General features: G+C 71.7%; 13 protein-coding genes. 5 read left to right on the top strand and 8 right to left on the bottom strand.

Annotation, left to right across the window (positions count from 1 at the left end; genetic code table 11):
* The first annotated feature begins 10 nt into the window (after positions 1–10).
* From CES90_RS39620 to CES90_RS39600, 4 genes are all read left to right on the top strand, one after another.
* Positions 11–1513 carry a hypothetical protein gene (locus tag CES90_RS39620; RefSeq protein WP_189787842.1) on the top strand — a complete coding sequence of 501 codons (1503 nt, stop codon included), beginning with the start codon at positions 11–13 and terminating at the stop codon, positions 1511–1513.
* Positions 1510–5505 carry a type VII secretion protein EccCa gene (gene eccCa / locus CES90_RS39615; RefSeq protein ID WP_189787843.1) on the top strand — a complete coding sequence of 1332 codons (3996 nt, stop codon included), beginning with the start codon at positions 1510–1512 and terminating at the stop codon, positions 5503–5505. Before CES90_RS39620 ends, eccCa begins: the two co-directional genes overlap by 4 nt.
* The gene (locus CES90_RS39610; RefSeq protein WP_189787844.1) at positions 5502–6899 is read left to right on the top strand and encodes a DUF6177 family protein; all 1398 of its coding nucleotides are present in this window, start codon (positions 5502–5504) and stop codon (positions 6897–6899) included. The genes eccCa and CES90_RS39610 overlap by 4 nt, the downstream gene beginning before the upstream one ends.
* Before the next feature lie 445 nt (positions 6900–7344).
* On the top strand, positions 7345–7812 hold the full coding sequence (locus CES90_RS39600; protein ID WP_189787845.1) for a hypothetical protein: 468 nt from the start codon (positions 7345–7347) through the stop codon (positions 7810–7812).
* 49 nt (positions 7813–7861) lie between these two features.
* Here CES90_RS39600 and CES90_RS39595 read toward each other — a convergent pair whose 3' ends face one another.
* The 6 genes from CES90_RS39595 to xylB form a co-directional block, all read right to left on the bottom strand.
* Positions 7862–8179 (bottom strand): NucA/NucB deoxyribonuclease domain-containing protein, encoded by a 318-nt coding sequence (locus tag CES90_RS39595; protein WP_456300563.1) that lies wholly within the window; start codon positions 8177–8179, stop codon positions 7862–7864.
* Positions 8180–8231: 52 nt separating this feature from the next.
* Entirely contained in the window at positions 8232–9755 is a 1524-nt protein-coding gene (exaC, locus tag CES90_RS39590; RefSeq protein WP_189783436.1) for an acetaldehyde dehydrogenase ExaC, read from the bottom strand.
* A 109-nt stretch (positions 9756–9864) separates the two neighbouring features.
* A complete protein-coding gene (locus tag CES90_RS39585; protein ID WP_189783437.1) occupies positions 9865–11181 on the bottom strand; it encodes a helix-turn-helix domain-containing protein in 1317 nt (438 codons plus the stop codon).
* Between the two features lie 149 nt (positions 11182–11330).
* A complete protein-coding gene (locus CES90_RS39580) occupies positions 11331–11930 on the bottom strand; it encodes an N-acetylmuramoyl-L-alanine amidase (protein WP_189783438.1) in 600 nt (199 codons plus the stop codon).
* Positions 11931–12150: 220 nt separating this feature from the next.
* Entirely contained in the window at positions 12151–13359 is a 1209-nt protein-coding gene (locus CES90_RS39575) for an ROK family transcriptional regulator (RefSeq protein WP_189783439.1), read from the bottom strand.
* A 92-nt stretch (positions 13360–13451) separates the two neighbouring features.
* Positions 13452–14897: a xylulokinase gene (xylB, locus tag CES90_RS39570; protein ID WP_189783440.1), complete on the bottom strand. Its 1446-nt coding sequence runs from the start codon at positions 14895–14897 to the stop codon at positions 13452–13454.
* Positions 14898–15042: 145 nt separating this feature from the next.
* On the opposite strand from xylB, the gene xylA reads away from it, so the two are divergent.
* Positions 15043–16209, top strand: a complete 1167-nt coding sequence (xylA, locus tag CES90_RS39565) for a xylose isomerase (RefSeq protein ID WP_189783441.1) — start codon at positions 15043–15045, stop codon at positions 16207–16209.
* A 315-nt stretch (positions 16210–16524) separates the two neighbouring features.
* Here xylA and CES90_RS39560 read toward each other — a convergent pair whose 3' ends face one another.
* Positions 16525–17796, bottom strand: a complete 1272-nt coding sequence (locus CES90_RS39560; RefSeq protein ID WP_189783442.1) for an SWIM zinc finger family protein — start codon at positions 17794–17796, stop codon at positions 16525–16527.
* Positions 17793–20579: a DEAD/DEAH box helicase gene (locus CES90_RS39555; RefSeq protein WP_229913890.1), complete on the bottom strand. Its 2787-nt coding sequence runs from the start codon at positions 20577–20579 to the stop codon at positions 17793–17795. The genes CES90_RS39560 and CES90_RS39555 overlap by 4 nt, the downstream gene beginning before the upstream one ends.
* Positions 20580–20841 lie beyond the last annotated feature (262 nt).

Below are 20841 nucleotides of genomic sequence, written 5' to 3'. Positions count from 1 at the left end.
GGGGGCCGACATGGCGCAGGCAGAGGACTGGCAGCGGGATGTGCTGCGCGAGCTGGGCCGGGACCGGGAAGGTGCCGGGTCGGGTGGCGACGCGGCGGCCGAGTCGGCGTCCGGGGCGGGGTCGGGCGCGGCGGGGGCTCCCCATGCGCCTGCCCGTCGGGCGGAACCGACGCTGAGGCTGGTGCGGTCGGTGCCGTCCGAGTCGGCTGAGCCGCCCGGGTCGTTCGAGGCATCGTCGGCATCGTCGGCATCGGCATCGGCATCGGCATCGGCATCGGCATCGTCGCAGGGTGCGCAGCCGCCGGTGCGGCCCGTCGTCACACCGCCGGTGCGGCCGGTCGTACAGCCGCCGGTGCCCGCACCCGTCGTACAGCCGCCGATCCACCCGGCGCCTTTCGTGGACCCCCGTACGGGCCTCCCCCACGCCGCCGCGCAGGCGCACGCGCAGCCGCCGGGGGATCCCCGGCAGCCCGGCCGGCCCGCTGAGCCCACCTCGCCTGCCCAGCCCGGCGATCCCCGGCCCGCCGCCCCCGGCGCTCCCCCGGCCTCCGCGCCGGCCCCGCGGGGCTCCCGTATGCCGCAGTCGCCCGCCCACGCACCCGAGTCCGTGCCCACCATCGACCCCCGGCTCGCCCACGCGCTCGGTCGCCCGCAGCACGGCGACTCCGTGGCCCGGCGTACGGGGCGGTCGCTGCGGAAGCTGGCGTCCTCCGCCGCGCAGGACGTGGCGGAGGAGACGCGGATCGCTCAGGAGTTGCAGCAGCCGGTGACGACGGGGCGGGTGATCGCCGTGACGTCGATCCGGGGCGGGGTCGGGAAGTCGACCGTGGCCGCGCTGCTGGGGCGGACGTTCAACCACTACCGGCACGACCCGGTGCTCACCCTGGAGGCGGACGCCGCGCTCGGCACGCTGCCGGTGCGGATGGGGGCCGACTCCGTGCGCTGGGCGGCGGCCGATCTCGCCCAGATCCTCAACCCGGCGATGCAACTCACCGATGTCACCGGCTACTTGGTGCCCGTGTCGGACGGGGGCTGGTTGCTGCCCGCCAGTCAGGGGCGGGTCGGGGCGCCGCTGGACATCACCACGTACCGCACGGTGACGCTCGCGCTGCGGCGCTACTTCGCGGTGACCGTGGTGGACTGCGAGACGCTGCCGGGTGAGGTGGCCCGTACCGCGATGGACACGGCCCACGCGCGCGTGGTCGTCGCACCCATGACCGCCGAGGGCGTCAACGGCACCCGGCAGGTCCTGGACTGGCTCGGTCAGTTGCCGCACTCCGCGCTCGCCTCGACCGTCGTCGCGCTGACCGCCAACTCCCCCGACGTCACGCTGGACCGGAAGACGGCGGTGGCGCACCTCAAGGAGTCCGGCGTGCACGTCGTCTCCGTCCCCTACGACCGGCATCTCGCCCAGGGCGGCCCCATCCGCACCGCCCTCCTGGGCCAGGAGACCCGCGACGCGGCCGTCACGCTGGCGGCGGAGGCGATGACCCGGGCGGTGAGGATGCGATGACCCAGCAGCTGATCCACCGGCCCGCGCGCAGCACCCGCCCGCTCGCGTCCGCCCCGGCCCGCACGATCGAGCCGCCGCCGAACCTCCCGGAGGGCAAGGCGGGCAGCCCGGCGACGGCGTTGCTGCCGATGGCGGGTGTCATGGGCTCGGTCGTGATGATGACCGTGATCCGCAGCAGCCAGTTCGCGGCGCTCGGCGCGATCGTGCTGGTCTTCGCCCTGCTCGGCGCGGTCGCCCTCTTCCTCTCCCAGCGCGGCAAGGCGCAGCGCACGCGGCGTACGCAGCGCGAGCGCTACCTGGAGTATCTGGAGGAGCTGCGCGAGGAGTTCGGGAACGAGGAGCGTGACCGGCGGCGGTTGGCACGGGAGCTCAACCCGCCCCCGGAGGCCCTCTACGACCTCGTACGCGACCCCGCCCGGCTCTGGGAGCGTCGGCGGCGGGATGCGGACTTCCTCCGGGTGCGGGTCGGTACGGGTGATGTGCCCGTGGCGGAGCTGGCCATCGGGCAGAACCAGGGCGGGGTGCTGACGCCGCCGGACCCGTTCATGCTGAACGAGGCCCGCGCGCTGCTGGCCCGCTACTCGATGGCGAGCGACTGCCCGATCACGGTGCCGTTGGACCGCGTGGGCAACGTCAGTGTCGTGGGCGACCGGGAGGGCGTGCTGCGGGTGGCCCGGGCGCTGCTCGTCCAGGTCGCCGTCACGCACGCCCCCGATGACGTGGCCGTCGCGCTCGGGGTGCCCGGGGAGCGGTTGGGCGACTGGGAGTGGGCCAAGTGGCTGCCGCATGTGCTGGATGGCCAGGAGCACGACGGTCCGGTCGCCGCCCGCCGTATCGCGCCGAGTCTGCCGCAGCTGGCCCGGCACTTCCGTCATGAGCTGGGCCGGCGTGCCTCGTACGCGGCGGAGGTCCGCCGGGGACTGGCCGACCGGAACGCCCTGCGGCTGGCCTCGCGCATGCTCGTGGTGAGTGACGAGTACGGGGAGACCGCGACCGAACTGCCGCTGCCCGACACGGCGGTGGGGCTCGGCGACATGGGGGTGACCGTGCTGCATCTGCTGGCGGAGCAGGTGCACGAGCCGGACCAGGTGTCGGTGCGGATCACGGTGCGGGGCGACGAGGTCGTCGTCGAGGACCTCAGGCAGACCCCTACGGTCGCCGAGGGCACGTCCGACGACGTGACCGCCGCCGGTGCCGAGGGCCTCGCCCGGCTGCTGGCGCCGCTGCGTCTGTCGGCCGAGTCGGCGGCGGAGGGCGCCCCGGTCACCGGGCCCGTCGACTTCCCCGGCCTGCTCGGCGTCGACGACCCGGCCCTGCTGGATCTGGCCCGGTTGTGGGCGCCGCGCGGCGAGCGGGAGTTCCTGCGCGTGCCGATCGGTTTGACGGACCGTCATGAGCCGGTGCTGCTCGACCTCAAGGAGTCGTCCGAGCTGGGCATGGGCCCGCACGGGCTGTGCGTGGGCGCGACCGGTTCCGGCAAGAGCGAACTGCTGCGCACCCTCGTACTGGCCCTCGCCGCCACCCACTCCCCCGAGGATCTCGCCCTCGTCCTGGTCGACTACAAGGGCGGCGCGACCTTCGCCCCGTTCACCGAACTCCCGCACGTCGCGGGCGTGATCACCAACCTGGAGAACCAGGCCGGGCTCGTCGAGCGCGTGCACTCCAGCCTCGCGGGCGAGGTCAAGCGCCGGCAGCAGGTACTGAAGGACGCCGGGAACGTGGCCGACATCGGGCACTACGCCGCCCTGCGCGCGACCCGGCGCCCGGACCTCGAACCGCTTCCGCATCTCTTCGTCGTGATCGACGAGTTCGGTGAACTCCTCACCGCCAAGCCGGACTTCATCGACCTGTTCCTGTCCATCGGCCGCATCGGCCGTTCCATCGGCGTCCATCTGCTGCTCTCCAGCCAGCGCATCGAGGGCGGCAAGCTCAAGGGCCTGGACACCTATCTCTCGTACCGGCTCGGGCTGCGGACCTTCTCCGCCGACGAGTCGCGGACCGTCCTCGACACCACGGATGCCTTCCATCTGCCGCCGCTGCCGGGCTTCGGCTATCTGAAGGTGGACACGTCGACGTACGAGCGGTTCAAGGCGGGGTACGTCTCCGGCGCCTACCGGGGGCCGGCGCTCGCCCAGCAGGAGGAGGACGACACGCCGCTCGCCTGGCCGTATCCGACGTACAACACGCTCGACAGCGGCGCGCCCGCCACGGGCGACACGGCCGAGGAGCCCAAGGCGACGAAGCGGGAGACGGGGCCGACGGTGATGTCGGTGATGGTCGGCCAACTCGCCTCCGCCGCACGGCCGGTGCGCCGGATCTGGCTGCCGCCGCTGCCGGACGCGATCACGCTCGACGCGGCGGCCGGCCCCGTGCAGGTGGACGAGCGTGGACTTCAACTCGCCGTCAAGGAAGGCCCGTTGCGGGTGCCGCTGGGTGTGCTGGACGATCCGGCGAAGCAGTGGCAGGGCCACTGGTTGCTCGATCTGACGGTCGCGGGCGGCCATGTGGCGGTGATCGGCGGCCCGCAGTCCGGCAAGACGACCCTGCTGCGCACCCTGGCCCTGTCCCTGGCGACGACCCACACACCCGCCGAAGTCGCCGTCTACGGTCTCGACCTGGTCGGCGGGGGCCTCTCCGCCCTCTCCGGGCTGCCGCACGTCGGCGGGATCGCGGGCCGCGCCGACCGGGAGCGGGCCGCGCGCACGGTCGCCGAGGTGCGCACGATGCTCATCGAGCGCGAGGAACTCTTCCGCGAGCACGGCATCGACTCGATCGACCAGCTGCGCCACCTGCGCGCCCAGGGCAGGCTGCGTGAACTCGGCTCCACCGACGTCGTGCTCCTCATCGACGGATTCGGCGCGCTGCGCGACGAGTTCGCCGAGCTCGACGACACGGTCGTGGACCTCCTCAAGCGCGGCGGCGGCTACGGCATCCATGTCGTCGGCGGCATGCTCCGCTGGAACGACGTACGGATCGCCACGCAGTCGATGTTCGGCACCCGGGTCGAGCTGCGGCTCAACGACCCGAGCGATTCGAGCGTCGACCGCAAGCTCTCCGAGACGCTCTCGCCCGACACACCGGGACGTGTCCTGACCGACGGCAAGCTGTTCGCGCAGACCGCGCTCCCCCGCCTCGACAGCCGTCCGTCGACCGGCGACCTCGGTCCGGCGCTGGAGGAAGCGGCCCGTACGATCCGCTCCACCTGGCACGGCGAACTGGCCCCGCCCGTAAGGGTGTTGCCGACCCGGCTGCCGGTGGCACAGCTGCCGTCACTCGTCGCGGAGCCGCAACGGGTGCCCATCGGCGTGGACCAGGACGCCCTCGCCCCCGCCGTCCTCGACCTCTTCGGCTCGGACCAGCATCTGCTGATCCTCGGCGACAACGAGTGCGGCAAGACCAACCTGCTGAAGCTGATCGCGGACCGGCTCGTGGAGCGGTACTCGGACGAGGAGCTGGTCTTCGGCGTCTTCGACCCCCGGCGCGGTCTGCGGGGCGTGATCCCCGAGCCGTACCGGGGCGGCTACGCGCACAACGCCAAGCTCGCGGTCGGCCTGGCGTCGGGCATCGCGAGCGAGCTGGAGAAGCGGATGCCGGAGACCGCCGACCCGGACGCGATGACCGACGAGCCGTCCTTCAAGGGCCCGCGGATCGTGATCCTGGTCGACGACTACGACATCCTGACGACGGCCGGTCAGCAACCCCTCGCGCCTTTCCTGCCGTACGTGTCCTCGGCGCAGGACATAGGCCTGCACTTCGTGATCGCGCGGCGGGTCGCGGGCGCGTCGCGGGCGATGTACGAGCCGCTGCTGCAGACGCTCCGCGAAACGGGCACGGCGGCCCTGCTGATGACCGGTGAGCGCAGCGAGGGCCAGCTGTTCCCCGGCCTGTACGCCTCCGCCCAGCCGGCCGGGCGGGGCACGCTGGTCCGCCGGGGCCGGGCCCATCAACTGATCCAGACGGCGCTCAACAGCGAGGAGGGCGAACGCCCGTGACCAAGGACGTCATCGCCCTCACCCCGAAGATGCCCAACGTCTGGGCGCTCATGGCGAGTCTGTACGCCGGCGGCTCCGACCTGGACCTGTCGGCGGCGGCCGACGGAGCGGTCGTACAACTCCACGGCCCCGGTGGGCGGCCGCTGGTGTCGGTCGAATCGCCGCTGCTGGTGCAGGTGCCCGGCGAGGCGGAGCGGCTGCTGGGGCAGGCCGTGCAGACGCCGTACTGGTGGACGGAGGCCCGTGCCTCGACGGCCGTACCGGAGGCGGAGAAGCTCGCCGGTTCGGTGTGCGGCCGTCTCAACGCTCTGCTCGGCGGGACGACTTGGCCGCCGGACGCCGCGACGACGGAGATCGTGGACGTGTCCGCGGTGCCGTCGGCGGGCGCGGGACAACCGGCGGTGGATGTCGTGACCGACAATGCCGCCGTGGTGCTGATCGACCGCCCGGTGGTCGCTCTGACCACCTGGCTCGCGGAGATCATGCGCACGGCCGTGGCCTCCCGCCGCGCCCTGCAGATCGTCACCCCGCCCCACGTGCGGCTGTCCTCCGCCGCCCGTACGACCCTCGCCCGCGTCCCCAACCGCTGGGTCGTCCAGGACCCCGAGTGCGGCTACTACGACGGTCTGTCGGGGGCGGTGCTGCGCTGGCAGGACGGGGCGTTCGCGCCCGCGCTGACGAAGGCGTCCGGCGAGGCGACGGTGGCCGGGGCCTTCACACGAACACCGGAGAGCCCCCTCGGCCGCCAGCTGATCCTCGCCATCCGCACCGTCCACAAGGCGGACGAACGGCTGCTGCTGGGCGGGGCCCTGGAGACCGCCTGGTCGGCCATGACCGACTCGCCCCCCACCGGCTGGGGCACCGCCGAGCCCGTCAACCTCCCCTGGTCACCACGCCAGTTGACCGACCTCGCCCGCGAACGTGCCCCCGAACCCTCGCACCTGGTCGTCGTCGGCGGCCCCGGCCGCCCGGCCATGGCGACGGTCCGCGTGACCCGCACGACGAAGGGTGTGGAGGAGGAGGTGATCCTGACGATCGGCTACGACGCCGACGAGGAACTCCCCCTGGACCGCATCCAGCCGCTGGCCGAGACCCTGGTCAAGACCCACGCCCTGAAGACGATGCTCACCTCCGTCCGCCGCGCCCGCCCCGACCTGACGACCGCGCCCCGCCTGGAGGGTCCGCCGATCCCGTACGCCTTCACCCTCGGCCCGGACGATGTGGATGCCATCGGGTTCGATCACGCCCGCCGCCCGCCGGTCGCCGTCCGGCCGACGGGCCTGGGGACACCGGCCCGGCCGGGGCTGCACTTCCCGCTGGGGGAGGCGGAGGATCCGGAGGCGTGGGGGCGGTTGCAGGGCGTTACGGCGCATCTGCGGGCGGGGGCGTCCTGAAGGCCGGCCCTGGCTGACGCCGACCGGCAGCTCACCACCACACCGCACCACCTCACGTGACAGAAGCGACCGCATGCCATCCGCCGACGAGCTCATCGGCCGCGACACCGTTGAGCCTTATCAGCGCCATGGAGAGCGCCGCTCCGGACTCCGGCCTCGGATCACTGCGCCCAGCGCCGCGGCAGATCGCCCCGCTGTCCCTCCGGGAACGCACCGACCTGCTGCGGGATGCCCTGCTGGCGGACCTGCCCGGCGACTACGCCGCACTGGCCCGGGCCGTACGCTCCGCCCGGGACAACGCCCCGGACTTCCGGGTGGCTGATCTGGCCGGTCACAGTGAGGTTCGGCCGCTCAGCGGCCCGGAAGCCAATGCCAATGCACCTTCGGGAAAACCGACTTACGATCGCGGGGATGACCAGTCGTTTGTCATGTCAAAGGGGCTCTTATGGCCGAGCTTGTCCGGCAGCAACATCTTGATGCGGATGTCGAGTATCACGGCTTCGGGTTCCAGGAGTCCGATGACGGTGATCTGCCCGTCCCGTTCCCTGACGACTTCGCGGACGAGGTGTTCCTGAACGCCTTCCCGGGGCGTCTCGACATCTACAGTGCCGGCCACACGCACACCGCTTCGGTCACCGTGGAGGTGTGGGACGGGGAGCCGCCCGTGCAGGATTCCTCGCGGTGGGACGAGCAAGCTGAGGCCGACTTCGAGTCGACCAGCGGTGAAGTGGCCGTGTGGTCAATGGGTCTGGGGCGCGCCGATGATGTGATCACGCTTGCTGATTCGGGAGGCTCCTGGCATGTGCGGGTGAACTGCGCCGGGCGCAGCGAGGCCGCGGCACTTTCCGAGCAGGAAGGTACTGGCGAAGGCGTGGAGAAGTACCTTGTGCAGTTCTGGCCCACGACGACCTGAACACGGCAGGGTGGGGGCCCGGCAGCGCAGCACCCCCACCCTCGGCACATCAAGAGACGATCTTCACGATGAAGCCGTCCTCCATTCCGTCGATGATCCGGTTCTTTGCATAGAAGCCGAGCAGCAGGTTGCCGCCCGCACCGTTGTCTGCCTTTGCGATCGGCTTGACGGAGAAGTTGAACTTCTTCGCGTCCGCGTCGTAGTCGGGCTCCGCGGAGCCCTCATAGGTGGTGGCAAAGGGGTACTCGTCGCACTCCCGAAGTTTCCCCGTGATCTTGGACACTCGTTCGTTATGCCGCGAGGGCGTGTTGGTGCCGCTGTCTGGTCTCGGCCGGTGTGAGGCCCGCTCTACTTCATGTGCATCCACATCCCCCGAGTGCCCTCAGACAGGACCGATACGCACACCTAACGGAGCCCTACTAGAAGAACCCAAGTTTCTTAGGGCTGTATGAACAAAGAACGTTCTTCGTCTGCTGATAGTGGTCCAGCATCATCTTGTGAGTCTCACGGCCGATGCCCGAGCCCTTGTAGCCGCCGAACGCCGCGTGGGCGGGGTACGCGTGGTAGCAGTTCGTCCAGACGCGGCCCGCCTGGATGGAACGGCCGGCGCGGTAGGCGGTGTTGGCGTCCCGCGTCCAGACCCCCGCCCCAAGGCCGTACAGTGTGTCGTTGGCGATTTTGATCGCGTCGTCGAAGTCGTTGAACGACGTGACGGACACGACCGGTCCGAAGATCTCCTCCTGGAAGATCCGCATCCGGTTGTCACCCTCGAAGATCGTCGGCTGGACGTAGTAACCGCCCTTCAACTCGCCGTCGTGTTCGATGCGTTCACCTCCGGTGAGGACCTTGGCGCCCTCCTGCCGGCCGATGTCCAGGTAGGAGAGGATCTTCTCCAACTGGTCGTTGGAGGCCTGGGCGCCGATCATGGTGTCGGTGTCCAACGGGTGCCCCGTCTTGATCTGCTCGGTGCGGGCGACGGCCGCCTCCATGAACTCGGCATAGTGGCCGCGCTGCACCAGCGCCCGCGACGGGCAGGTGCACACCTCGCCCTGGTTGAGCGCGAACATCGTGAAGCCTTCGAGGGCCTTGTCGCGGAAGTCGTCGTTCGACGAGCACACATCGTCGAAGAAGATGTTCGGGGACTTGCCGCCGAGTTCGAGCGTCACCGGTGTGATGTTCTCCGAGGCGTACTGCATGATCAGCCGCCCGGTCGTGGTCTCGCCCGTGAACGCCACCTTCGCCACCCGCGAACTCGACGCCAGCGGCTTGCCCGCCTCCACCCCGAACCCGTTGACGATGTTCACCACACCCGGCGGCAGCAGGTCCGCGACGAGGCTCAGCCAGACATGGATCGACGCCGGGGTCTGCTCGGCCGGCTTGAGCACGACCGCGTTGCCGGCCGCCAGCGCGGGTGCCAGCTTCCAGGTCGCCATGAGGATCGGGAAGTTCCACGGAATGATCTGGGCGACCACCCCGAGCGGCTCGTGGAAGTGGTACGCCACCGTGTCGTTGTCGAGCTCCGCCAGCGAACCCTCCTGCGCGCGGATCGCCCCCGCGAAGTACCGGAAGTGGTCGATCGCCAGCGGAATGTCGGCGGCCAGCGTCTCACGCACCGGCTTGCCGTTCTCCCAGCTCTCCGCGACCGCCAGCTTCTCCAGGTTCGCCTCCATGCGATCGGCGATCTTTCGCAGGATGTCCGAACGCTCGGTCACCGAGGTACGACCCCAACCGGGCGCGGCAGCGTGCGCCGCGTCCAACGCCCGCTCCACGTCCTCGCTCGTACCCCGCGCCACCTCGGTGAACGGCAACCCGTTCACCGGACTCGGGTTCTCGAAGTACTGCCCCCGCGCCGGCGGCACATACTCACCCCCGATGAAGTGGTCGTACCGCGCCTCATAGGAGACGACCGCGCCATCCGTACCGGGCGCTGCGAAACGGGTCATGGAATACCTGCCTCCCAAGAAGCGCCACCCGCCATTGGGCGGCTCTCGCGAGGAGGCTAGGAACCCGAATGTTGCAACGACGTTGCGGCGCCTTGCCTCGTGGGCTCAGCTATCCGCCGAGGCCCTGCGAGCCGAGCGACACTCGCCGCAGCCCTCCTCCACCTCGCTCCCACCCCGGCGGTGCCGCCAGCTCCGCCTCCAGTTCGCGCAGCCTCGCCCGTACGGCCGCCGTCGGGCGTACGGCGGCCAGGGCCCGCCATACGTCGAGGTCGTCCTCGCCCCAGGGAGCGTGGGCCCAGTCCGCCAGGAGGTCGGGATCGCGGCGGGCTATGAGCGCCGAGCGCAGTCCGTCTGCGAGCCGGTGCCGCAGCCGTACGACGGCCGGGGCCTGCGAACCGGGCAGCAACGGACCCCCGTACGCCGTCACGGCCGACATGACCGCGCCCGTCTCCAACCTCCGCTCCACCACAGCGACATCGGACTCCACCGGAACCGTGAGCCGGTACGGACGCGACCCCAGCAGACCCGCCCCGAGTCGTCGGCGCAGCCGGGCCAGCTCTGCCCGCAGTGTCACCGGCGTCACCGACTCGTCCTCGTACAGCGCGCAGAGCAACTCGTCGCCGGACAGCCCCTCCGGGTGCCGGGCCAGCAGCACCAGGATCTCGCTGTGCCGCCGACTGAGCCTGACCTTTCGCCCGCCGACGAGAAAGTGGGCCTCGTCTCGGCCGAGGGCGGTGAGCTCGACCCCGTCGGCCGTGCTCCCCGGCGGTTCGAGCAGCGCCAGTTGTGACTCGGCGGCCCGTGCCACCGCTTGCACGAAGCCGAGGCTGTGCGGATGCGCCAGTCCGTCGCCGCCGGTGATGTCGACCGCGCCGAGCACCCGCCCGGTGCGCGGATCGTGCACCGGCGCCGCCGCGCACGTCCAGGGCTGCACCCGCCGTATGAAGTGCTCGGCCGCGAACACCTGCACGGGCCGGTCGACGGCGACCGCGGTCCCCGGCGCGTTCGTGCCGACGGCGGACTCCGCCCAGCGCGCTCCCGGCACGAAGTTCATCCGGTCCGCCCGCCGTCTGGTCGCCGGATCACCCTCCACCCACAGCAGCCTGCCCTGTGCGTCGCACACGGCCAGCAGATGCTCGCCGTCCGCCGCGAACGTGCCCAGCAACTCGCGGACCAACGGCATCACCCTGGCCAGCGGATGCTCCGCGCGATAGGCACCGAGGTCGCCGTCCGTCAGCTCCACAAGCGCGGTGCCCTCCGGCCCCACGCCGGCCTTGGCCGAACGCCGCCACGAGTCGGCCACCACGGAACGGACCGGCCGCGCCACCGCGCCGCCCTCGGTGAACGCCTCATGGGCACGGCGCAGCACCCGCACCCGCTCGACGGGGTCGGCTCCCGGCTCCAGAGCCACCCATGGATCGGTCAACTCGGCCTCCCGACAGACATCCGCGAGACCTTCGCAAGGTATCCGCGGCAAGGACCATCGTCACCGCCGGACCCTTGCCCCGACAAGCCGCGCGACATCGCCCGCGTTGTTCGGCCGCACCACTGGTGTCCGCCGTCCCGCTCCCCGCCTCAGACGGCGTTGACCAGACGTATGTAGCGCGCCCAGTCCCAGTGCGGCCCGGGGTCGGTGTGGTCGGTGCCCGGCACCTCGTGGTGACCGATGATGTGGGCACGGTCCTTGGGTATGCCGTATTTCTCGCAGATCGCCGCGGTGAGCGCCGCCGACTGTTCGTACATGGCACCGGTGAAGTACTCGGGCCGGTCCACCCAGCCCTCGTGCTCGATGCCGATGCTGCGCGCGTTGTAGTCCCAGTTGCCCGCGTGCCAGGCGATGTCGCGCTCACGGACGCACTGGGTGACCCGCCCGTCGGCCGACCGGAGGACGTAGTGCGCGGAGACCTGCTTCGCCGGGTTCCAGAAGACGGGCAAGGTGTTCCTGTACGTCGTCTGCGTCACATGGATGATCACCAGGTCGACCGAGTGGCTCGTCGGACGCTCGGCCGCGGTGTAGCTGGCGGGGCTCGCCGGCTCCCATCCGGCGTGCGTGTAGTCGATGGCCGCGGACTGAGCACCGGCCCGAGGGCTCGGCAGCAAGGCGTAAGGGATCGCGATGAGGGTGGCGCCCTTCAACATCCGCCGCCTGTTCGGCGACGATCTGTCTCGCTCCATGGAGTGCGCCTTTCCGGGGTGGCTGGTGAGTTGTCCTGTTCTGAAGACGCAACCGCAGGTCGAGTGGCTGCGCCTCACGTGAATCACCGTACGGCGAATGCCGGTCGAGCTGTCGGAGCGTGTGGAAAACAGTGGAAAGCCAGCCCATTGTGGATAACTTCGTCACCCACAAGAGGTAAGTACCGGGCAGGCCGGTGAGTTGAGAAGTCGGCTCTCCCGGCTACGGCCGTATCCCGACCGTCGCCGGATCGTCCAGCACCGCCCGCACCACCGAATGCGCCGCCCCCAGCAGCGGCCCCTCGGAGCCCAGCCGCGACACGGTCACCGCGCACGCGGGTCCGGCCGTGCGCCGGGCCAACTCCCGTTCCAGTGACGGAAGCAGCCAGGGCGCGAGACCGGCCAACGCGCCGCCCAACACCACGGTCTCGGGATCCAGCAGATTGACCGCGCCGGTCAGCGCGATGCCGAGCGCGGTGCCGGCATCGCGCAGCGCCCGGCGTACGTCCTTGTCACCGGCGGCGGCCCGCTCGGCGAGCAACTCGACACGGTCCTCGCCCGGTTCCAGCCCGGCCGCCCGGAACACGGCCTCCTCACCGGCGTACTGCTCCAGACAGCCACGCCCACCGCAGGCGCATGCGGGCCCCTCCGGACGCACGGGCACATGGCCCAACTCGCCCGCGAAACCACGGGTTCCGCGGAGCAGTCGGCCGTCCACGACCACCGCGCCACCGATGCCGATCTCCGCGGAGACGTGCAGGAAGTCGGACGGCGCCCCGTCGCCGAGCCAGAGTTCGGCGAGGCCGCCGAAGTTGGCCTCGTTGTCCACCGTCAGCGGCAGATCGCCCGGCAACAGGGTGCCGAGGTCGGTGTCGTGCCAGTCGAGGTTGGGGGTGCGGACCACGGTCCGGGCGTCGCTCGCCACGAGTCCGGGCACGGCGACCGCGAGGCCCGCCGGCCACAGACCCTCGCCTTCCGCCTCGGCGACGACCCTCCGCACGAGCGCGGTCAGCTCGTGGATGACCGGCTCGGGCGACCGGCCGCGGTTGGTGCCGTGCCGCACCGCCCGCGCCCGTACCTCACCGCGCAGGTCCACGGCACAGACCGCGAGATGGTCGACGCCGATCTCCGCGCCGATACCGGCGGGACCGCGTCCGCTGAGAGCGAGCGCCGAGCCGGGCCGCCCGACCCGTCCGGGCCGCTCGGGACCCAGCTCCTCCAGGAGCCCCGAGCGGATCAGCTCGTCCACGAGCGTCGACACGGCGGCCCGGGTCAGACCGATGTGCGAGGCGACCGCGGCACGCGACAGCGGCCCCTCGGTGTTGAGGGTGTGCATCACCCGGGAGAGGTTGCGGCGGCGCATCCCCTGCTGGGTGTCGGGCAGCCCGCGCCCGGGACTGCTCGGATGCGCCTCGTGCAGCGGTGCGCTCATTCCTCCCTCGGTTCCCGTCGGCGTGTCCTGGCGGGTGTCCCGTAGATCATGCCGGAACCGGCTTTCCCCACGTCGGACACCCCTTTCCCTTGTCAGCGCCCGCCGGGCCCGCGCTCCAGCAGCGGAGCCGCGTCGGAGAGTACCCCGCTGATCCTGGCCAGCGTCTCCTCGTCCCGCTCCACGGCGTCCAGCACCGGCCCACGGGCGGTGTCCCAGCGGCGGGCGACCGCGGCCGGGTCCTCGCCGGTGAGCAGCCCCGCGGCCTGTGCGGCGGCGCCCAGCGCAACCAGTTCCTTGGCCTCGGGGACCTGCACGGCGCGCCCTGACAGCCGCCGTACGGTCTGCTGCCAGGCCGTGCCCCGCGCGCCACCGCCGATGAGCAGCAGCGGCGCGGAGGTGTCCGCGTCCGCGTCCAGCACCAGGTCGAGGGCGCCGAGCAGGGAGTGGACAGCGCCGTCGTACGCGGCCTGGAGCAGTTGACCGCCGGTCGTGTCGTGTCGCAGCCCGTGCAGCAGGCCCGAGGCGTTCGGCAGGTTCGGGGTGCGTTCGCCGTCCAGGTAGGGGAGCAGGGTGACGCCCGTGCCGGGCTCCACGGCCTCGCGGTCCAGGCCCAGCAGGGCGGCGACGCGGTCGACGGCCTGGGTGCAGTTCAGGGTGCAGGCCAGCGGAAGCCAGTCCCCGTGCGCGTCGGCGAAGCCCGCCACCGTGCCGGTCGGGTCGGCGGGGCGATGCTTGGAGACGGCGTACACCGTGCCGGAGGTGCCGAGGCTCAGCACCGGGGTGCCGGGCCGCAGCCCGAGCCCCAGCGCGGCGGCCGCGTTGTCACCGGTACCGGGAGCGACCAGGGTGCCCTTGGAGAACGGCAGGTCGTGGGCGTCCCGCACGGTCCCGGCCACCTCGCCCGGCCGGACGACGCGGGGCAGCAACGTCGGGTCAAGCCCCACGTGAGCGAGGACCTCCTCGTCGTACGCCTCGGTCGCCGACGCCCACCAGCCGGTTCCGGAGGCGTCTCCGCGGTCGGTCGTGCCCTGGCCCGTCAGGCGCTCGGTCAGGTAGTCGTGCGGGAGTCGTACGGCGGCGGTGGCCCGGACCGCCTCGGGCTCGTTCTCGGCCAGCCAGGCCCACTTCGTCACGGTGAACGACGGCCCTGGCACGCTTCCGGCACGCTCGGCCCAGGCCTTGGCGCCGCCCAGCTCCTCGACCAGGCGGCTCGCCTGCGGCGCCGAGCGCACGTCGTTCCACAGCAGGGCCGGGCGGACCGGCTCGCCCTGGGCGTCGAGGGCGACGAGGCCGTGCTGCTGGCCGCCGATCGACACCGCCGCGGCCTCGCGTGCCGCATTCCCGCACTGGCTCAGCGCCTCGCACAACGCGTCCCACCACTGGCGCGGATCACTCTCACGGCCCGCCCCGGAGGACACGGTGTGCGGCGCCTGCCCACTCGCCACCACCCGTCCGGTCGACACGTCGACGACCAGGGCCTTGGTGGACTGTGTGGACGAGTCCACACCGACGACGAGCGGACCCTCGGCTGCTGACATCGGGCTCTCCCTCTCACGCGGCTCATGACTGCCGCTGGCGCGGCTGACGCCTCCGTCCTGCGACATCTTGTCTTCCCAGAGACGCGTCCGCATACTAATTTGTAAATCGCCATGACGAAATAGTCGGAGCGCAAGGAGCCGCGGCATGAACTACCAGCCCACCCCCGAGGACAGGTTCACCTTCGGCCTGTGGACCGTCGGCTGGCAGGGAAGGGACCCGTTCGGCGACGCCACCCGGCGCGCCCTCGACCCGGTCGAGACGGTGCAGCGTCTGGCGGAACTGGGCGCCTACGGAGTGACCTTCCACGATGACGACCTGATCCCCTTCGGGTCCTCGGACAGCGAGCGCGAGGCGCACATCAAGCGCTTCCGCGAGGCCCTCGATTCGACCGGCATGACGGTCCCGATGGCCACCACCAACCTGTTCACGCACCCCGTCTTCAAGGACGGCGCGTTCACCGCCAACGACCGCGACGTACGCCGCTACGCACTGCGCAAGACGATCCGCAACATCGACCTGGCGGTCGAGCTCGGCGCCAAGATCTACGTCGCCTGGGGTGGCCGCGAGGGCGCCGAGTCCGGCGCCGCCAAGGACGTGCGCGTCGCGCTCGACCGGATGAAGGAGGCCTTCGACCTCCTCGGCGAGTACGTGACCTCACAGGGCTACGACCTGAAGTTCGCCATCGAGCCCAAGCCGAACGAGCCGCGTGGCGACATCCTGCTGCCCACTGTCGGCCACGCCCTCGCCTTCATCGAGCGCCTGGAGCGCCCGGAGCTGTACGGCGTCAACCCGGAGGTCGGCCATGAGCAGATGGCCGGACTGAACTTCCCGCACGGCATCGCCCAGGCCCTCTGGGCGGGCAAGCTCTTCCACATCGACCTCAACGGCCAGTCCGGCATCAAGTACGACCAGGACCTCCGCTTCGGCGCGGGCGACCTGCGCTCGGCCTTCTGGCTGGTGGACCTGCTGGAGAGCGCCGGCTACGCGGGCCCGAAACACTTCGACTTCAAGCCGCCGCGCACCGAGGACCTCGACGGTGTGTGGGCGTCCGCCGCGGGCTGCATGCGCAACTACCTCATCCTGAAGGAGCGCGCTACCGCCTTCCGCGCCGACCCCGAGGTCCAAGAGGCCCTGCGCGCCGCGCGTCTGGACCAGCTGGCCCAGCCGACGGCCGCCGACGGCCTGAAGGCGCTGCTCGCGGACCGTACGGCCTTCGAGGACTTCGACGCCGAGGCCGCCGCCGCGCGCGGCATGGCCTTCGAGCAGCTCGACCAGCTGGCGATGGACCACCTGCTGGGCGCACGCGGCTGACACGCGCGCGTGGGAGGCCCCTTCCGCCGATGCGGTAGGGGCCTCTACTCGTACGGCATGCAGCTGATACCGTCCCAGCCCCCTCGGCCGCCGGACTGCACACCGTCGGCGGTGACCCCGGCGGGGGATGCACACGCCCCCCGAGACTCAGCTACCGGCGGGCGCCGGAACGTCCTGTTCATCCTGCTCGCCGTGATCATCGCCCTGGCGCCGTCGCGGCAGTCGTACTGGTGGCCATCGGGGACGAGGGGTCACCGGGCGAGAGCAACTATGGATCACGCCCGTGCACGGCATGCGGTTCGCCCTGACCGGCACTCAGGCGTCGGCGCCGACCGATGCCAGAGCCGTCGCCGGATCCTGGGCCGCGGGGCCGGCCGGCGCCCAGCGGCCCCGTTCCCTGCGATAGGGCCACCAGCGGCCGTCGCGGCCCAGCCGCAGCTGGGCCGTGCCGTCGACCACGGTCCAGCGGTTGTACGTGGAGCGCAGCCGAGGCCGCTCGTCCTCGTCCCAGGCGGCATGCAGGGCGGCACGCGCGCGTGCGAGCGACTCCGCCGGTACGTGCCACTCCTCGTCGAGCACGGCGAGTCCCGCCACACCGCCGTACCGCCAGGCGCGGACGGCGAGCGCCAGTCCCTCTCGGTCACGCTCGGACCCGCGGGCCAGCCGTACCGCGACGCCTGGTTCCGGATCACCGGCGGCCAGGCGCACCGCGTCCTGGTGGAGCGTCAGCTCGTCGTCCAGGGCCTGTTGTTCGTGACCGGGACTCAGGGCCTCGGCCAGCATTCGGTGGGCCTCCCGGGCGGTCCGCGCCGCCAGGAAGCCGAGCGCGACCGGGTCCACTCCGGGCGCGGGCGGGACCTCCGTGTCCAAGGAAGGCGGCAGACCGGGCTCCGCGGGCAACTGGGGCGGATCCGGGAGCGGCGGAAGGATGTCGCCTGCCATGTACGCCTCGGCGGCGTCCAAACCGTCCTGGACGGCATCCGGCGCCCCCTGCTCTGCCGCCGCGGGGGCGATGCTGCGCACCTGGAGCTCGTCCAGGAGCTTGCGCTCGCCGCGCCCCCGCATCAGCAGCAGGAGGAACGGATCCTGGTCCAGCAGCCTCGCCACCTGGTAGCAGAGCGCCGCTGTGTGCCCGCAGTGGTCCCAGGCGCCGCAGTCGCACTCGGCCTCCAGATCGCCGAGCCCGGGCAGGAGCTCGACTCCGGCCGTCGCGGCGTCCTCGACCAGATGCGGTGGCATTTCCCGGTCGAGCAGGGCGGCGATGTGACCGGCACGTTCGACGGCCATGTCCAGGAAGCGGTCCCAGTGGTCCTCGGACAGTTCCTGGAGCAGGACGTCGGCGCGATGGGCGGTGCCGTCGCGGTCCTGGACGACCGCCGTCACCCGACCGGGGCGCACGGACACGCCGCCCACGGCTCCCGCGCGCGCGAGCCGGCGTCCCGCCTTCACCTGCTCCGAGTCCAGCGCGGCGTCCTCCAGGGCCTTCAACCAGGCCTGGCCCCACCACGTCTGCGCGAAACCCCGCCCGCGCACGGGCGCCAGTGCCGCGAATGTGCGTTCCTCGTCGTGCTCGTGGTGTTCCGTCATCGTGCGCCCCCTCGCAACTCCACCAGATCGGCCAGTTCGGCGTCGGACAGCTCGGTGAGCGCCGCGTCGCCGGAGCCGAGCACGGCCTCGGCCAACTCCCGCTTGCGCGCCAGCATGTCCGCGATGCGGTCCTCGATCGTCCCCTCCGTGATCAGCCGGTGCACCTGAACCGGCCGTGTCTGTCCGATGCGGTACGCCCGGTCGGTGGCCTGCGACTCGACGGCCGGATTCCACCAGCGGTCGTAGTGCACGACATGCTCGGCCCGCGTCAGGTTCAGGCCGGTGCCGGCGGCCTTCAACGACAGCAGGAAGACGGGCACTTCGCCTTCCTGGAAGCGTTCGACCATCGCCTCGCGCTCGGGGATCGGGGTCCCGCCGTGCAGGAACCGGGTCGGCACACCACGCGCCGCGAGATGCCGTTCCAGGAGCCGCGCCATCCGAACGTACTGCGTGAACACCAGAACACTCGCCCCCTCGGAGAGGATGGTGTCCAGCAGTTCGTCCAGCAGCTCCAACTTCCCCGATCTACCGGGGATCCGGGGGCGGTCCTCCTTGAGGAACTGCGCCGGGTGGTTGCAGATCTGTTTGAGCCCGGTCAGCAGCTTCACGATCAGTCCGCGCCGCTCCATGCCGTCGGCCGCGGCGATCTCCGCCGTCGTCTCGCGGACCAACGCCTCGTACAGGCCGACCTGTTCCCTGGTGAGCGACACGGCTCGGTCGGTCTCGGTCTTCGGCGGGAGTTCCGGCGCGATGCCCGGATCCACCTTGCGGCGGCGCAACAGGAACGGCCGGACGAGACGGGCGAGCCGCTCCGCCGCCGCGGGATCCCGACTGCCCTCGACGGCCTGCGCGTACCGGGTGCGGAATGTGCCGAGTCGGCCGAGCAGGCCCGGAGTGGTCCAGTCGAGGATCGCCCACAGCTCGGACAGGTTGTTCTCCACCGGAGTGCCGGTGAGCGCCACACGCGCGCGTGCCCCGATCGTGCGCAGTTCCTTCGCCGTTGCCGAGTAGGGGTTCTTCACGTGCTGGGCCTCGTCCGCGACGACCATGCCCCACGGCACATCGGCGAGCCGTGGGGCATCGAGCCGCATCGTGCCGTACGTGGTGAGGACGAACTCCCCGTCGGCGAGCCCCTCCAGGCCGCGCCGGGACCCGTGGAAGCGACGCACCGCGATGCCGGGCGCGAACTTCTCGATCTCGCGCTGCCAGTTGCCCATCAGCGAGGCCGGACAGACCACGAGGGTGGGGCCGGCGGACGAGACGTCGGACTGCCGATGCAGATGCAGGGCGATCAGGGTGACCGTCTTGCCCAGACCCATGTCGTCGGCCAGGCAGCCGCCCAGCCCCAGGGAGGTCATCCGGGCCAGCCAGTTGAGGCCGCGCAGCTGGTAGTCCCGCAGCGTCGCGGCGAGCCCGGACGGCTGCCCGACCGGCTCCTGCCCCTCGGGGTCCGACAGCCGCTCCCGCAGCGTCGCCAGCCACCCCGTGGGCCGTACGTCGACCATCTGCCCGTCGACCTCAGTGGAGCCCGTCAGAGCGGCACTGAGCGCTTCGACGGGCGACACCTTGTGGTCCTGCTGCGTACGGGCGCGGCGGATCTCCTCCGGGTCCACCAGGACCCACTGGTCGCGCAGCCGCACCATCGGGCGGTTCGCCTCCGCGAGCAGGTCCAGCTCCTGACGGGTGAGCCGCTGCTCGCCCAGCGCGAACCACCAGTCGAAGGCGAGCAGCGCGTCGGCGGACAGGAACGACGGAGTGTCCGACGCGGCCTTGTCCGGGCCCCGCTCGTCGTCCGGCGGGCCGATAACCGCGCGGGCGGTCAGCTTGCGCGCCAGTTCCTTGGGCCAGTGCACGTCGACACCGGCGCCCGCGAGCATGCGGGTGCCCTCGCGGAGCAGTTCGGTGATCTCCTCGTCGGCGAGTTCCACGGTGTCCGGCACGGCGGCCGAGAGCAGCGGGGTGAGCGGGGTCCAGGCACGGGCCGCGCGGCGCAGCGCGACCAGGGCGTCCATCTGCGCGCGCGAGCCGAAGGCCTCGGCGCCGGCCCACACGGCGGAGGCGTCCGCGACCAGCGCCGGGTCGCTCACACTGTGCACCTGCAGGACGGCACGGAACGGCAACCGTGTCTCGTCCGACGTTGCCGACGCGAGCCCGGGGATCTCCAGGCGCAGCGAGAGGCGGACCCCCGCGTCGTGCCCGGCGGCGACATCGGCGGCCCAGGCGCGCTGTTCGGGCACGTGCTGTGGTTCGGGCACCGCGAAGGCCGGGCCGCCCACCACGAGAGCCGCGGCGGGGGAGCGGGGCAGCGAGTCGGCGACCGCGTCGAGGAACCCGCGCACCAGTCGCTCCGGATCCGGCAGACGCAGCGGCACACTGTGGTCCAGGGGCACCGCGTGCGCCTCGGGCGGCATCGCTGCCGCCAGCGCACGGACCCGTTCCAGGTCCTCGGCCCGCAGCGGGCCGACCCGCCAGGCGTCATGGCCGCTCGCGGTCACTCCGGGCAACAGCAGCCCCCGCGCGGCGAGTTGGAGCGCCAATACGGCGGCCGCGCCCCAGAACGCGGTCGACCGGTGGGTTCCCGTGGCGGCACGCGCGCGTGTGAGCACGGGCAGAGCGGCGTGCACGGGGAGGGACACGGCGGGCACCCTCACCAGTTCGACACCCTCGGTTCCCGGCAGGACGACCGCCGTCTCCTCGGCGGAGCCGGGCGCCACCAGGGGCGGTGTCGTGCCGTCCGGCCGCCAGAAGACGACACGGCCGGTGCGGGCCGGCTCCTCGGCCATGAAAACGGCCTGGCAGCGGGTCAGCTCGGAGACTTCAGAGGGGATGATCGCTGCTTCGGAAGGGGTTGCCGCGAGATGTATGGGCACAGAGATACCGGACTCCTCAAATTTGACTACCGCAGACAGGATCGCCGAGGTTACATCACTTCAAACGTCCGGCAGGAATGACGGGAGGTGACTTGGGTCACTCTCCGGCGGGCAGGCAAGGGCATCTCAGGGTTGCGCCGGGGTCGTACTCAGGGTTACGTCAGGGGCGTGGTCC

Origin of the sequence: Streptomyces capitiformicae, from assembly GCF_002214185.1 — a bacterium.
Taxonomy (GTDB): Bacteria; Actinomycetota; Actinomycetes; order Streptomycetales; family Streptomycetaceae; genus Streptomyces; species Streptomyces capitiformicae.
This window is presented reverse-complemented; position numbering and strand designations above follow the sequence as displayed.